Raw genomic sequence first — 15,660 nt, forward strand, 5'->3', positions numbered from 1 at the left:
GGTTCGGAATTGAATCCCGATAACCATCGGTTCCCGAACTCCTGAGCAGAGAGTAATCGAAGTAGTCAGAAAGACCCTGTAAGGGTCAAACCATTAATAACCCCGGGTGCAACCCGGGGAAAAAGGCCTTCTCAAGCACCCAGCGCTGGCCGATGATCTCCATTTGGAAACGAACATTCAGTGCCAGCGCAATGGAAAGGGATCAATGAGAAAAGATCAAGGGTTTGGAATTGCATCTCAAAGCATCGGGACCCGAGCTGCGGGGACTTTCACACATAAGATCCTCCGGATCTAAATGCTTACGATTCAAGGATGAAAAGTCCTACCACATTATCACCTCATCACTCCTTCTCCTTTCAAAGTTCCTGAACAGATTCAAGGTCACCATAAACTCATGGACTCCACCGGGCAGCAGATAGCTCGTAGCCACCGGAAACTCATACACATAGCCCAACCGTAATTTCCCAGCCAAAAAGCCCACCTGTGCATTGGTCGCATAGTCAAACCTGTGGCCCACTCCTACCCAAAGCCTGTCCATCATCAAAACTTTGAGATTCAGCTCCATCACATCCGGTAGATCCTTTCTCGACCGGAAAAAACCATTCGCTATCACGGCCAGATTACTGGAAATGGCCTCCCGAAACCCTGCCTGAATCATCTGCTCCGCAGGATATCCGTCAATAAACTCATCCCCGTTTTGGATATTCCCTCCATTCACCCGGTGAATCCCGTAGGAGACGTAGTAGTTGGCATGGGTCAGGGCCATACCGATATTGATGTCGATCACATTGGTATTGCTGAACGTGCCGATATACTGACTGATCGTCGGATCGTTCAGCTCCTCGGTAGTCAATGCATTCCCGTCCAGCCGGATACTCTGATAGCTCACCCCCGTTCCCAATCGCAGGTTGTGGTTCTCCGTCAGGCGAACCCTGGCTGCATAGTTGACCGTGACTTCGTTTTCCCTGAATGCCCCATAGTTGTCCTGCAGCAGATTCACCGACAAGGCATTCTTGCCCAGCAATGCCGGATCCTCCTCGCCCGCAAGTTCTCCAAAGTCCAGTTCGGCAGACAGAAAATAGGTCTTCGGTGCTCCTTCTATCCCGCCCCACTGATTGCGGACAAACCCTCTTACCATGCTCCCCTCATAGCCGGTCAGCGCCGGATTGAAGTAGCCCTGAAAATGGGAAAACTGACTGACAAATTTCCGGGATTGGGCCTGAACCGAAGCCGAATTGATTACCAGGATCAGAAAAAGTCCGATTGAGATGTTGTGTATGTAGCGATTCATATTCGATGTCTTTATTTGATGGAAAAATCAGGAAACCCAAAAAGATTTGGATCTCCTTTATCATGGCTATTGTCTTAACAGGTTGAGTACTCCGCGTCGCAGCTCTCCGGTTTCCTCTACTTCAATGACCCAGAAGTAGGTACCTACGCCCACTTCTTTTCCATTGAAGGTACCATCCCATTTCTGGTCCGGATCTTCGGTGTAGAACATCCGCTGTCCGCCCCGGTCAAATACCTGAACCCGTGCTCCTCTGAAGTAACGCAGATCAGGAACTCCCCAGGTGTCATTGACCCCATCCCCGTTAGGAGTGAAGGTATTGGGCACCTCGATCTGTTCCAGGGATCTGCGGGTTCGGGTGATCACAAAATCCCTGATGATCACATTTCCGGCCCGGTCCATGGCTTCCACCCGGACGGTGAATGCGGTCTGTCCGGCAGCTTCTTCTGCACTGCTCCAGAACAGGATTCCATCAATGATTTCAAAGAATCCATTGTCTGCCGCTCCCGGTACCAGACTGATCTCGTGCACATCGTCACTCGGATCAATCACCGTGAAGGACCCAACCTCAATGAAGAACTCCGTAGGGCTTCCGGCAAACCGATCATTGCTCAGCGTGATATCCAAAGGTGCCGGCTTAGGCAATACCACAATGCTGAACAGCGGAACCTGACCAAAGACATTGTTCAGTCCTGAAGGAAGTTGCGAAACAGTACCCGACAGAAGGTAGGTGGCTGATTGGAAAGGATTGTAGTTGTCCGTGATCCAGGTGACCTCCACGTTGACCAAAGCGCCTGTTCCCGTGATGGCCACCACTTCTGCAGGAAGTGCTATCGAGGCTATCGGTGTTCCCCAGGCCACTTCTGTACTTTGATCAATAAAGCTCACAATCGCTCGTTCAGCTACGTAATCCGGTACTCCGTCTCCATTGCTGTCCGGGAAGTCGGCAGGATCATTTGGATCCGTTCCTTCCTGGCTTTCCACAAAGTCAGGTACTCCGTCGCCATCCCCGTCTTGCTGATCATCCGGATCGTTGGGATCCGTTCCTTGCTCATTTTCCACATAATCCGGAACTCCATCCCCATCGCTGTCCAGGAAGTCATTCTTATCGGCAGGGTTGGTCCCTTCTTCCTGTTCGATGTCATCCGGCACTCCGTCGCCGTCCCGGTCCACCCGGACGATTTCAAAGTCTGCCGGAGTGAAATTGATCGTGTAGTTTGCTCCTGCACTGAGGCTGCCTAGGGTAATCGGATAGATGCCTACCCCCTGACCCGGTGCCCTGTTCAGGGTTCCTGTGAGTATACTCTCATCATCTCCCTGTCCAAAGTTGGAAGCTGTAAAGGTCAATACCGGATCCAAATCCCCGAAGTCCTTGCTCTGTCCTGAATCTGCAATCACCTCGAGGGTTCTCGGAGTCACTGTAAGATCTGCAGTCAGAACCAGTGTGGTATAATTGCTGCCCGTGATCGTGGCCGTCACTTCCTGGGTGCCCACATTAGTTCGGCTGTTGTCGGCATAAGCTACACTTGTTCCTGCCGGAAGGGTACCCGAGATTGCCAGTGACTTGGCCATGCCGTCGAAGACAAAGGTTCCATCCGCAAAGGTGATTCCCGTGATCGGGGCCGGGGTGATCGTCAGATCAGCAGTCAAAACCAGAGGCGTGTAATTGCTGCCCGTAATCGTGGCCGTCACTTCCTGGGTGCCCACATCGGTTCGGCTGTTGTCGGTATAAGCTACACTTGTTCCTGCAGGAAGGGTTCCCGTGATCGCCAAGGACTTGGCCGTGCCGTCGAAGACAAAGGTTCCATCCATAAAGGTAATTCCCGTGATCGCGGCCGGGGTGATCGTCAGATCGGCAGTCAAGACCAGTGTGGTATAATTGCTGCCCGTGATCGTAGCCGTTACTTCCTGGGTGCCCACATCGGTTCGGCTGTTGTCGGTATAAGCTACACTTGTTCCTGCAGGAAGGGTTCCCGTGATCGCCAAGGACTTGGCCGTGCCGTCGAAGACAAAGGTTCCATCCATAAAGGTAATTCCCGTGATCGTAGCCGGGGTGATCGTCAGATCGGCAGTCAAGACCAGTGTGGTATAATTGCTGCCCGTGATCGTGGCCGTCACTTCCTGGGTGCCCACATTGGTTCGGCTGTTATTCGTATATGCCACCGAAGTGCCTGCCGGAAGGGTACCCGAGATAGCCAGTGACTTGGCCGTGCCGTCGAAGACAAAGGTTCCGTCTGCAAAGGTGATTCCTGCAAATTCTGCCGGAATAACTACTAAATCTCCATTTATAAATTTAATCTCGTAATTATCAGAAGTCAATCCACTGGGCTCGATCTCATCTACATAAGTACCCACAGCTGCTGTGGTATTGGCAGAAATTCCAGAAACTGAGCGTAGAATCAAGCTACCTCCAAGTACTGACTCATCCTCAGCATTTACAAAGCCAGAATAACTCACTCGGTCAGTGTCCAAATTCAACACAGATCCAAAGGCTTTGGATTGATTCAATGCAGTTACCGATAGCGAAGCTTTATTGATGGTCAAAACAATATCCTTTGTAGATGCTCCAAAAGATCCATCAGCTGCCTGAGAAGCTCGGATATTCACCGTTCCTGCATTCCCGAGAGTGACTGTTTGGTTATTGGCTCCTGAAAGGGTGGCTGTTCCAGTTCCTCCAGGTAAGACGGAGTAGGTAATCGCACCTGTTGAAGTCGAAGTGGCATTTAGATCAAAATCTGCATCTCCATAGGTCTTGACTATATCATTGAAGGTGATCGTCGTCTCAAGGAGAATATCCGCAGAAAGAATAGGACTGATTAGATTGTAATTGGATAAGATAAAACCATTCGAGCCAAAAGGTGCAAAAGTTGAATTGATCAGAATATCGATTCCAGGACCTGAATTCTCGAAAGTATAGGTACCATTCAGGACGTCGATCTGCTCGCCATTCGGAAGATTGGCCGTACCCGTCTCAACATCTGTAAGGGTAAAGCTAAATTCATCTTCGACTTCAGCATCGGTAGTTCCGTCAAATATCTTGTCCTTAGCCACTAAGCCTCCGATGGTTACATCCCTCCTACTAATCTGTAAATCTCCAGGAGAAAAAATAATTTCATAATTATCAGAAGTCAATCCACTGGGCTCGATCTCATCTACATAAGTACCCACAGCTGCTGTGGTACTAGCAGCAATTCCAGAAGCTGAGCGAAGAATCAAGCTACCTCCAAGTACTGACTCATCCTCAGCATTTACAAAGCCAGAGTAACTCACTCGGTCGGTGTCCAAAGTCAACACTGATCCAAAGGGTTTGGATTGAGACAAAGCAGTTACCGATAGTGAAGCTTTATTGATGGTCAAAACAATATCCTTTGTAGATGCTCCAAAAGATCCATCAGCTGCCTGAGAAGCTCTGATATTCACCGTTCCTGCATTCCCGAGAGTGACTGTTTGGTTATTGGCTCCTGAAAGGGTGGCTGTTCCAGTTCCTCCCGGCAGGATGGAGTAAGTAATCGCACCTGTTGAAGTCGAAGTGGCATTTAGATCAAAGTCTGCATCTCCATAGGTCTTGACTATATCGTCAAATATGAGTGGTGAGGTATTCACACCCAAAAAGATACTTACCAAATTGGTATCTGCGTTTGCCACCACAAGGTCCTGCTTCCTATCTCCATTAAAATCACCTACCGATATAGAGAATGGTAATTGTCCAGTCCCAAAATCAGTTTTGGCTCCGAAACCACCCGCTCCGTCGCCTAAAAGGATGCTTACAGTATTGGAAAAAAAGTTAGCTACCGCAATGTCCTGATTCCCATCTCCATTGAAATCCCCTACCGATATGGAATATGGATTTGAACCAGTTTCGAAATCGGTTTTGGCTCCGAAACCTCCTGCTCCATTGCCCAAAAGGATACTTACCGAATTGGAGTTAGTGTTAACCACCACCATGTCCTGCTTGCCATCTTCATTGAAATCTCCTACCAATACAGAGAAGGGAACTGAACCTGTTTCGAAATCGGTTTTGGCTCCGAAACCACCCAGTCCGTCGCCTAAAAGGATGCTGACTGTATTTGAACCACTGTTTGCAACTGCAAGGTCTTGATTACCATCTCCATTGAAATCACCTACCGATACATATTGTGGACCTGAACCAGTCTCGAAATCGGTTTTTGCTCCGAAGCCACCCAATCCGTCGCCAAGAAGAATGCTTACCGTATTGGAATTTTGGTTAGCCACCACAAGGTCCAGCTTCCCATCTTCATTGAAATCTCCTACAGAAACGAATACCGGTAATAAACCAGTGCCGAAATCGGTATTGGCTCCAAAACCACCCAATCCGTCGCCCAAAAAGATACTTACAGTAGCAGAGATTAATTTATTCACTGCAAGGTCCTGATTGCCATCTCCATTGAAATCACCTACCGATACGGAAACTGGAGAAAAGCCAGTTACCAAATCAGTTTTGGCTCCAAAACCACCTCCTCCGTCACCTTGAAGGATGCTGACTGTATTTGAAGCAAAATTAGCCACTGCAAGGTCCTGAATCCCATCTCCATTGAAATCACCTACAGATGGGGATACTGGACTTGGACCAGTTTCGAAATCGGTTTTGGCTCCGAAGAACCCTGCGCTTAATACGGGATCGGTAATTGTCAGATCAAAGGTGGCCTTAGCCTTAAGGCCATTCCTATTCGTGGCCTGGACAGTGACAGTATACGTACCGGCCTGTTTGGCATTAGTCACAGAAACTACACCTGTGGCTGGATCCACGGTAAGCGTACCGGAAAAATTGGTGGCATTCGCACCACTGGTATAGGCGGTGATAGAGGTTGCATTAGTTGGTGCTGCTGAGGGTGTCAGGGTTTTGTTTTCCCCAGTGACCATACTAAGCGGGGCATAGGTTCCTAAAGTCGGCGGCACATTCTCACCCAATAGGATGCTGATAACGTTTGAATTTCTATTAGATACTGCAAGATCCTGAATCCCATCTCCATTGAAATCTCCTACCGATACGAAGCCTGGATTTGTCCCAGCTCCAAAATCAGTTTTGGTCCCGAAACCACCCACTCCGTCGCCCAAAAGGATGCTGACTGAAGCAGAACCAAGACTAGCCAGAGCAAGATCCTGATTTCCATCTCCATTGAAATCGCCTACCGATATAGAGTTAGGCCTTGAACCGGTTACAAAATCAGTTTTGGCACCAAAACCTCCTGCTCCGTCGCCTAATAGGATGCCTACGCTATCGAAGAATATGTTGGCCACCACAAGATCTTGCTTCCCATCTCCATTGAAATCACCTACCGAAACGAAGTTTGGATTTGTCCCAGCTCCGAAATCGGTTTTGGCTCCGAAACTTCCTGTTCCGTCCCCCAAAAGGATACTTACGTTATCGGAGTCAAAATTTGCCACCACAAGGTCCTGATTCCCATCGCCATTGAAATCACCTACTAATACGGATCGTGGCAATAAGCCTGTCCCGAAATCGGTTTTGGCTCCGAAACCACCCACTCCGTCGCCTAATAGGATGCTAAGACTATCAGATACTTGATTTATCACTGCAAGGTCCTGATTCCCATCTCCATTGAAATCGCCTACCGATAAGGAAAATGGACTAAAACCAGTTAAAAAATCCGTTTTGGCTCCGAAACCACCCGCTCCATCGCCTAAAAGGATGCTTACAGTATTTGATAAAGAATTTGTTACCGCAAGGTCTTGATTTCCATCTCCATTGAAATCACCTATCGATACGGAGATTGGTCTTAAACCAGTACCAAAATCGGTCTTGGCTCCGAAACCACCCGCTCCATTTCCTAAAAGTATGCTGACCGTATTGGAGGATTCGTTCACAATCGCAAGGTCCTGATTCCCATCTCCATTGAAATCACCTACCGATACTGAGACTGGTAATGAGCCAGTCTCGAAATCAGTTTTGGATACGAAGGCCCCTACACTACTAATTGGGTCCGAAATTGTGAGCGCGAAGGTAGAAGTAGCGAAAGTTATTCCACTGTTTGTGGCCTGGACTGTGACGGTATAGGTACCAGCCTGTTTGGCATTAGTCACTGAAACTATACCGGTGGCAGGATCCACCGTAAGCGTACCGGAAAAATTGGTGGCATTCGGACCGCTGGTATATGCGGTAATGGATGTTGCATTAGTCGGTGCTGCTGATGGGTTCAGCGTTATATTTTCCCCGGTGACCATATTGAGGGGGCCGTAGGTTCCTAAAGTGGGAGTATCTATACCCAATAGAATGCTTACCGTATTGGAGTTTTGGTTAGCCACCGCAAGGTCCAGCTTCCCATCTTCATTGAAATCTCCTACTGATAGGTCAGAAGGATTTGTTCCGGTTCCGAAATCAGTTTTAGTTCCAAAACCACCAGCTCCATCGCCTAAAAGAATACTTGCCGAATTAGATCTAAAGTTCGTAACCGAAAGATCCTGATTCCCGTCTCCATTGAAGTCACCTACCGATATAGAGTTAGGTCTTAAACCAGTTTCGAAATCGGTTTTGACTCCAAAGCCACCTAATCCATCTCCTAAAAAGATGCTAACATTATTGGAAACCTGATTTACCACCGCAAGGTCTTGATTCCCATCTCCATTGAAATCACCTATCGATACAGATCGTGGACCTTGACCAGTCACAAAATCAGTTTTTACTCCGAAGCTACCTGCCCCGTTGCCTAAAAAGATGCTTAATGAATTCATCCCCTCATTCGCTACCGCAAGGTCCTGATTCCCATCTCCGTTGAAATCCCCTTGAGAAACGGATACAGGTGCTAGGCCAGCGCCAAAATCCGTTTTTGAACCGAAACTACCAGCTCCATCTCCTAAAAGGATGCTTACAGTATTAGAAGCAAGGTTAGCTACAGCAAGGTCCTGATCGCCATCTCCATTGAAATCACCTACCGATACAGAGTAAGGGTTTCTACCAGTTGCAAAATCGGTTTTGGCTCCGAAGCTACCTGCCCCGTCGCCTAAAAGAATGCTTATAGTATTAGAGTTAACGTTAGGTATTACAAGGTCTTGATTCCCATCTCCATTGAAATCACCGACTGAGACGGATAATGGGAATAGGCCAGTCCCGAAATCGGTTTTGGCCCCGAAACCCCCTATTCCATCGCCTAAAAGAATGCTTACTGTATGGGCGGTACCGTTTGTCACTACAAGATCCTGGTTCCCATCTCTATTAAAATCGCCTAATGAAACGGAGGAAGGAATAAAACCAGTCCCAAAATCGGTTTTGCTCCTGAAAAACCCTGCGCTAATGACGGGATCAGTAATGGTCAGATCAAAGGTGGTGGTAGCTTTAACGCCATCCCTGTTTGTAGCCTGGACTGTGATGATATAGGTGCCAGCCTGTTTGGCATTGGTCACCGAAACTACTCCGGTGGCAGGATCCACAGTAAGCGTACCGGAAAAATTGGTGGCATTCGGACCGCTGGTATAGGCGGTGATGGATGTTGCGTTAGTCGGTGCTTCCGATGGGGTAAGGGTTTTGTTTTCCCCGGTGACCAAACTAAGTGGTGCATAAATTCCTAAGTTCGGGGGCTCAGCCGGACCCAATAGAATGCTTACCGCATTGGGATCAAAATTAACCACCGCTAGGTCCAGCTTCCCGTCTTCATTGAAATCTCCTACAGATACGGATCTTGGTGCAAAGCCAGTTTCGAAATCGGTTTTGGCTCCGAAAAGACCATTTCCATCGCCTAAAAAGATGCTTACATTATTGGAACCCTCATTTGCCACCGCAAGGTCCTGATTCCCATCTCCATTGAAATCGCCTACTGATACTGATCGTGGATCTGATCCAGTTCCAAAATCCGTTTTGGCTCCGAAACCACCCCCTCCGTCGCCTAAAAAGATGCTTAATGAATTGACACCCAGATTAGCCACTGCAAGGTCCTGGTTCCCATCTCCATTGAAATCACCTACCGATAGGAAAAATGGATTGGTTCCAGTTCCGAAATCAGATTTAGCCCCGAAACCACCCACTCCGTTGCCAAGAAGAATGCTTACAGTATTGGAATCAAAGTTTGCCACCACAAGGTCCTGATTTCCATCTCCGTTGAAATCCCCAATCGCTAAAGATTGTGGTCTTAGGCCAGTATCGAAATCGGCTTTGGCTCCGAAACCACCCGCTCCGTCCCCCAAAAGAATACTTACTGTACTGGGGGATGAATTAGCCACCGCTAGGTCCTGATTCCCATCTTTATTGAAATCACCTACCGAGACGAATTGTGGTGTTAATCCAGTCCCATAATCCATTTTTACTCCAAAATCACCATTTCCGATTCCTAAAAGGATGCTTACATTATTAGAGAATAAGTTGGCCGCCGCAAGGTCCTGTTTCCCATCTCCATTGAAATCGCCTACCGATACGGAGACTGGCGTTCCCCCAGTTTCGAAATCCATCTTTGCTCCAAAACCACCCTCTCCGTTGCCTAAAAGGATGCTTAAGTTATTTGATCCACTGTTAGCCACCGCCAGGTCCTGATTCCCATCTCCATTGAAATCACCTATTGATACAGAGTTTGGAATTGAACCAGTTCCGAAATCGGTTTTCGCTCCGAAGGTACCTGAATTTAGGATGGGATTAGTAATGGTCAGATCAAAGATGGTGGTCGCCGTAAGGCCATCCCTGTTCGTAGCTTGGATTGTTACAGTATACGTGCCAGCTTGCTTGGCATTAATCACTGACACTACTCCGGTATTGGGATCCACGGTAAGCGTACCCGAAAAATTGGTGGCATTTGGACCGCTGGTATAGGCGGTGATAGATATTACGTTAGTCGGTGCTGCTGAAGGAGTCAGGGTTTTGTTTTCCCCGGTGACCATACTTAGGGGAGCATAGTTCCCAAAAGTCGGAAGCGCGGATGGACCCAAGAAAATGCTTACCGAATTGGAAGATACATTAGCCACAGCAAGGTTCTGTTTCCCATCTCCATTGAAATCACCCACCGAAACAGCTAGTGGAAATTCGCCAGTCCCATAATCGGTTTTGACTCCGAAACCACCCACTCCATCACCTAAATGAATGCTCACAGTATTAGACAAACTATTAGCCACTGTAAGGTCCTGATTTCCATCTCCATTGAAATCACCTACTGATACCGATCGTGGACCTTGACCAGTCACAAAATCAGTTTTTACTCCGAAGCTACCTGCCCCATTGCCTAAAAAGATGCTTAATGAATTCACACCCTCATTAGCCACCGCAAGGTCCTGATTCCCATCTCCATTAAAATCACCTACTGCTAAAGACAGTGGTCTTAAGCCAGTACCGAAATCGGTTTTGGCTCCAAAGCTTCCTGACCCGTTGCCTAAAAGGATGCTGACTGTGTCAGAAGTACCATTTGACACCGCAAGATCTTGATTCCCATCCCCATTAAAATCACCTACCAATACAGAGTAAGGGTTTGTCCCAGTTGCAAAATCGGTTTTGGCTCCGAAGCCACCTGCTCCGTTGCCTAAAAGAATGCTAACAGTATTGGAACCAAAGTTAGCGACCACAAGGTCCTGATTCCCATCTCCATTAAAATCACCTAACGATAGGGAGATTGGTCTTAAGCCAGTACCGAAATCGGTATTGGCTCCGAAACCCCCATTTCCATCGCCTAAAAAGACACTTACAGTATTTGGACCCTCGTTAGACACCACAAGATCCTGATTCCCATCTCCATTGAAATCACCTACCGAGACGGAGCCTGGAAATTGGCCAGTCCCGAAATCGGTTTTGGCTCCGAAACCACCCACTCCATCGCCTAAAAGGATGCTTACTGTACTGGCGGCACCGTTTGTCACCACAAGATCCTGGTTCCCATCTCTATTAAAATCACCTAATGAAATAGAGGAAGGACTTGAACCAGTCCCGAAATCGAATTTTGCCCCGAAGGCCCCTGAATTTATGACGGGATCAGTAATAGTCAATTCAAAGGTGGTAGTCGCGGTAGCTCCCCCACTGGAAGTTGCCTGGACTGTGACCGTATAGGAACCTGCCTGCTTGGCATTGGTCAGAGAGATTACACCTGTGACAGGGTCTGCAGAGAGTAAGCCCGTAAAATTGGTGTCGGTATATGCAACAAGTCGTGTTGTATTAGTGGGTGCAACCGAAGGGGTAATGCTGATATTGGCACCTGAAGTGACCGTTGTGGGGCTATATGTCCCCAAGGTTTGACTAAAAATACCGGTATGTGAAACTACAAAAAAGAAAAAAGCTAGCAGTGAGGAAATAAAATGGCTTTGACGCATAAACTATTGGCTAATAAATTGGTCGATGGGAAAACTCTTGAATGCATTTAGAGGAAATTTAAATCTGATTTAATTACGCCTTTTGATTTTCTTGACGCTGATGAAAATGATTTTCATTTCTTACTAATGAAAAATAAAAATTATTGAACCAGGAAATTAGGCGATTTATTTCGTAAAAGAACAAAACAACTAGAAACTACTAAAAATAAACAATCAGTTTAGTTACCAAAAACCGATTTTTTCTTAATGGCAATGTCATGAGCATCTTTCCAAAAATTAGAAAAATTTGATCCTTCACTCCTGAAAATCAATTACTAATGATATGCATTTTTTTTATATGAAAGAATTAAAATTGAAAGATTTTATTTGGAGAATGGGTGATTATCCGCAATTATGTCATGAAATGAAATTATCTGAGTAATTGTGGCTGATAATTGACCACAATCGAAGGATCAAGTTTGGGATTTCGAATTCTAGACAGCAATTTTTTACCCTCCCTACCCCTCCGCCGTGGCGGAGAGGAGTTGGACACGGTAGATCCTCGGGATGGGTGGTGTTTGGTTTAGGAAAAGGAGGCACAAGCCTGCCTGGTGCACACAGGTAGGTCAGGAGACCTGTCAGTCCGATAGGCGGACTTGCGCCAATAAAGGCTGCAAGGGGAATGCCCCTGTAATGCTTGTCCGCCGTGGCGGAGGTCAAATATTTGTAGCCCGGGGTTTCAACCCCGGGTAAAAAAGTCAATCATTTTCCCCAGCGCTGGCGTAGGATCATAATTTGGAAAAGAAAAGTATGTGCCAGCGCAAGAGACACAGGTGAATGAGCATGCATCAAGGATTGGGATTGCATCCCGAAGCATTGGGATTTTGGATAGGAGTTCGGGATTGCATCCCGAAGCATCGGGACCTTATGATATTGGTTCGGGATTGCAAATCCCGAACAGCGGGATAACTAGGGCAATGACCCTGAAGTGCTTGTCCGCCGTGGCGGAGGTCAAATATCAATAGCCCGGGGTTTCAACCCCGGGTAATTAAGTCAACCATTCCCCCCAGCGCTGGCGCAGAATCTCAATTTGGAAACAAAAAATTGATACCAGCGCAAGGGACCCGAACAATGACCAAATTCAATGAACAAGGATTAAAAAGTTGTGAATTGGTCAACAGACAACTGACCACTGACCACAGCGAGAAGGTACCCGAACAGCGGAAATTTTTTTACCCCCCCTTGCCCTCCGCCGCGGCGGAGAGGAGTTAGACACGGAAGATCCTCTGGATCGCAGATAATTGATTATTCGTCATCAGTCCACAGACCACGGACGACAGATTGGTGCGAACCCAAACAATAGAAAAAAAGACCCTATCGGGGTCCAACATCTCAATAGCCCGGAGTAGGTTGGTGAGCTTGCCGAACCACAACCCCGGGAAAAAAAGTCAATCATTTTCCCCAGCGATGGCGCAGGATCATAATTTGGAAAAGAAAAGCATGTGCCAGCGCAAAGGACACGGCTCAATGACCATCTCAAAGCATCAAGGACCGAACAGCGTACCTGAACAATTAATATAGAAACCCGAAGAGCCAAATCGGAATTTTATTCCCAATTCCATACTCAATATCATCAGAAACCACAAAAGCATTTGGCAAGCTCTCAATTTGCTTCTTGCCTTTCCTCTTGCCTCCTACTTCCAAGGTATATTTTCGGTCAATAATAAAATCGCCCTGATCCCCGTATTCTACCAAATGTTTATAGCTTAACTGATTGACTATAAATGACTCACGAATAGCACCAACTTCAGTGGACTTAGGTGCCAAAGCAAAATTGAAATTTGTGTTTTCCAAAAATATCTTATCCGGTTTTTGCAACTGGGTAATCCCTTTCGAGTCCTTATATAGGTTTTTGGTAAGATGTGCTTCCTGTAGGAAATACAGGTAAGTCACAAAAGTATTCCTGTTGATTCCAATCCGCTCAGAAAGCTTAGATACATTAGGCACAAAGGGAACCGATTCAGATAAAATCTGCATCAATTGCTTCAATTTTGTCACGTAGGAAACATCAATTTTTCGAAGTAGAGGAAGCTCAATTTCCAAAGTCATATTGATGACCTCCTCTATCCGTTGATGATACAAAGTCCGACCTTCTTTGTAAAAAGGAAAATAACCGCTCTGGAGATAATCCATAAAATACTTCAAAGGTTGCAACTTCCCATTGATTTGATGTGCCAGGACAAGGTGATTGGTGATAATTTCCTCAAGTTCAAATTGCGGAAAAACCTGCCCAGTCTCCATCTCAATATACTCTCTGTAGGATAGTCCTTGCATGAAATAGACTATAGCCCTCCTGCTCAAATCTGCACGTGCATTCAAAATTTCGAGTAGGGAAGAACCCGTAAAAACTACTTTTACCTCGGGAAAGTCATCATATATATTTTTTAGTTCCTGAGACCAATTGGGATATTTATGCACCTCATCCAAAAAGAGATTCCTACCTCCCCTCTTTGCAAAAGAATCTACCAAATCAATCAATCTATTCTCCGCAAACCAGACATTATCCAAACTCACATAGAGGGTGGATCCGTCTAAGGGTAGATTTTGCTTGATGTATTGCAAAAGCAAGGTTGTCTTGCCTACTCCCCTTGCCCCTTTTATCCCAATCAATCGACTATTCCAATCAATTTCGCTCATCAAGCTTCTCTTAAAATCAAGTGAGACCAACTCGATTTTCTTGAAGAATTTTTCAAATAAAATTTCCATTATTGCTTAACATAGTAAGCAAATTTAATATTTTTTTGTTTATTTAATTAAGCATTATTAGCATTTAATGGAATAATGATTTGGAAAATGTCGAATATTGGGTCTTTCGGCAACGGAAGTGACGGAAAAAGTCGTCTGAGATATCCGCGTAAGGGAATTGGGATTGCATCCCGAAGCATGGGGACCTGAACAGCGGGGATTCAATGGGCAAAGATCAAGGTGTTGGGATTGAATTGGTCAACAGTCCACGGACCACTGTCCACAGCGAGAAGGTACCCGAACAGCGGAAAATTTTTTTACCCCCCCTTGCCCTCCGCCGCGGCGGAGAGGAGTTGGACACGGAAGATCCTCGGGATCGCAGATTCTCGATTAAGAAAAGGAGGCCTAGCCAATAGGGGAATGACCCCGAAGGGGTCAAATGTCAATAGCCCCGGGTGCAACCCGGGGTAAAATGATTGAAGGGGAGCACAGCGCTGGCGCAGGATCTCAATTTGGAAACAAAAAATTGATGCCAGCGCAAGGGACACGAACAATGACCAAATTCAATGAACAAGGATTAAAAAGTTGTGAATTGATCAACAGACCACTGACCACAGAGAGAAGGTACCCGAACAGCGGAAATTTTTTTTTACCCCCCTTGCCCTCCGCCGCGGCGGAGAGGAGTTGGACACGGAAGATCCTCGGGATGAAGATTCTCGATTATGGAAAGGAAGCCAAGTCATAAGGGGAATGACCCTGTAGGGGTCAAATGTCAATAGCCCCGGGTGCAACCCGGGGTAAAATGATTGAAGGGGAGCACAGCGCTGGCGCAGGATCATAATTTGGAAATGAAAAGTGAGTGCCAGCGCAAGGGACACGAGGCTACAAGCAAGGATCAAGGATTGGGATTGCATCCCGAAGGATCGGGACCCTGTGATATTGGTTCGGGATTGCATCCCGAGGCATCAGGACCCGAACAGCAGGCAGGTCAGGCGACCTGTCCGTCCGCCAGACGGGCTTGAACTAATATGGGTTCCGGATGGATTCCCAATAACCATGGAAAACGGAACACTTGAATAGAGGGGGAAAAAATGTAAAACCGGGCAAGGAAGCCCTACCCGGTTTAAGACACTTTAAAATTGATTACTGCATGGATTGAAGCAGGCGCTCTTCCAGCTTCTGCTCATCCACGGTCAGCTGACAGATACTGACCAAAATGGTTCCTGCTGTAATGGCATAACCCGCATATTCCTGAAGCAATTCAGGAATGGTACCCGGAGCCGTCAAAATGGCCAAACCCACCGCAGCTATCCCCAAGCCCACTCTTCTCAGCAATTGGAAAAAAGGAGGCGTGGGTGCCATAGCTCTTTCTTTGATTTCGCTCAATAGATTCATCG

5 protein-coding genes are annotated in these 15,660 nt (G+C 46.9%); 1 reads left to right on the forward strand and 4 read right to left on the reverse strand.

The genetic code is table 11. The features are described 5' to 3' along the window. Nucleotides 1–322: 322 nt before the first annotated feature. The 3 genes from AAA942_RS16475 to AAA942_RS16485 all read right to left on the reverse strand — a co-directional run bounded on the left by AAA942_RS16475 (nucleotide 323) and on the right by AAA942_RS16485 (nucleotide 14,215). Nucleotides 323–1,291 carry a PorP/SprF family type IX secretion system membrane protein gene (locus tag AAA942_RS16475; RefSeq protein WP_338221394.1) on the reverse strand — a complete coding sequence of 323 codons (969 nt, stop codon included), beginning with the start codon at nucleotides 1,289–1,291 and terminating at the stop codon, nucleotides 323–325. Between the two features lie 66 nt (nucleotides 1,292–1,357). After that, nucleotides 1,358–11,458 carry an FG-GAP-like repeat-containing protein gene (locus tag AAA942_RS16480; RefSeq protein WP_338221395.1) on the reverse strand — a complete coding sequence of 3,367 codons (10,101 nt, stop codon included), beginning with the start codon at nucleotides 11,456–11,458 and terminating at the stop codon, nucleotides 1,358–1,360. A 1,632-nt stretch (nucleotides 11,459–13,090) separates the two neighbouring features. Beyond that, on the reverse strand, nucleotides 13,091–14,215 hold the full coding sequence (locus AAA942_RS16485) for an ATP-binding protein (protein WP_338221396.1): 1,125 nt from the start codon (nucleotides 14,213–14,215) through the stop codon (nucleotides 13,091–13,093). Nucleotides 14,216–15,111: 896 nt separating this feature from the next. Here AAA942_RS16485 and AAA942_RS16490 point away from each other — a divergent pair. Next, nucleotides 15,112–15,285, forward strand: a complete 174-nt coding sequence (locus AAA942_RS16490) for a hypothetical protein (protein WP_338221397.1) — start codon at nucleotides 15,112–15,114, stop codon at nucleotides 15,283–15,285. 121 nt (nucleotides 15,286–15,406) lie between these two features. Here AAA942_RS16490 and AAA942_RS16495 read toward each other — a convergent pair whose 3' ends face one another. Next, nucleotides 15,407–15,658, reverse strand: a complete 252-nt coding sequence (locus AAA942_RS16495; protein ID WP_338221398.1) for a hypothetical protein — start codon at nucleotides 15,656–15,658, stop codon at nucleotides 15,407–15,409. Nucleotides 15,659–15,660: the final 2 nt, after the last annotated feature.

The sequence above is a fragment of the Algoriphagus sp. oki45 genome, from assembly GCF_036245605.1.
Lineage (GTDB): Bacteria > Bacteroidota > Bacteroidia > Cytophagales > Cyclobacteriaceae > Algoriphagus.

Excerpts from the sequence above, each read along its gene's own strand:
- AAA942_RS16475 (WP_338221394.1), bottom strand. The coding sequence starts at position 1,291 with ATGAATCGCTACATACACAACATCTCAATCGGACTTTTTCTGATCCTG.
- AAA942_RS16485 (WP_338221396.1), bottom strand. The coding sequence starts at position 14,215 with ATGAGCGAAATTGATTGGAATAGTCGATTGATTGGGATAAAAGGGGCA.
- AAA942_RS16490 (WP_338221397.1), top strand. The coding sequence starts at position 15,112 with ATGAAAAGTGAGTGCCAGCGCAAGGGACACGAGGCTACAAGCAAGGAT.
- AAA942_RS16495 (WP_338221398.1), bottom strand. The coding sequence starts at position 15,658 with ATGAATCTATTGAGCGAAATCAAAGAAAGAGCTATGGCACCCACGCCT.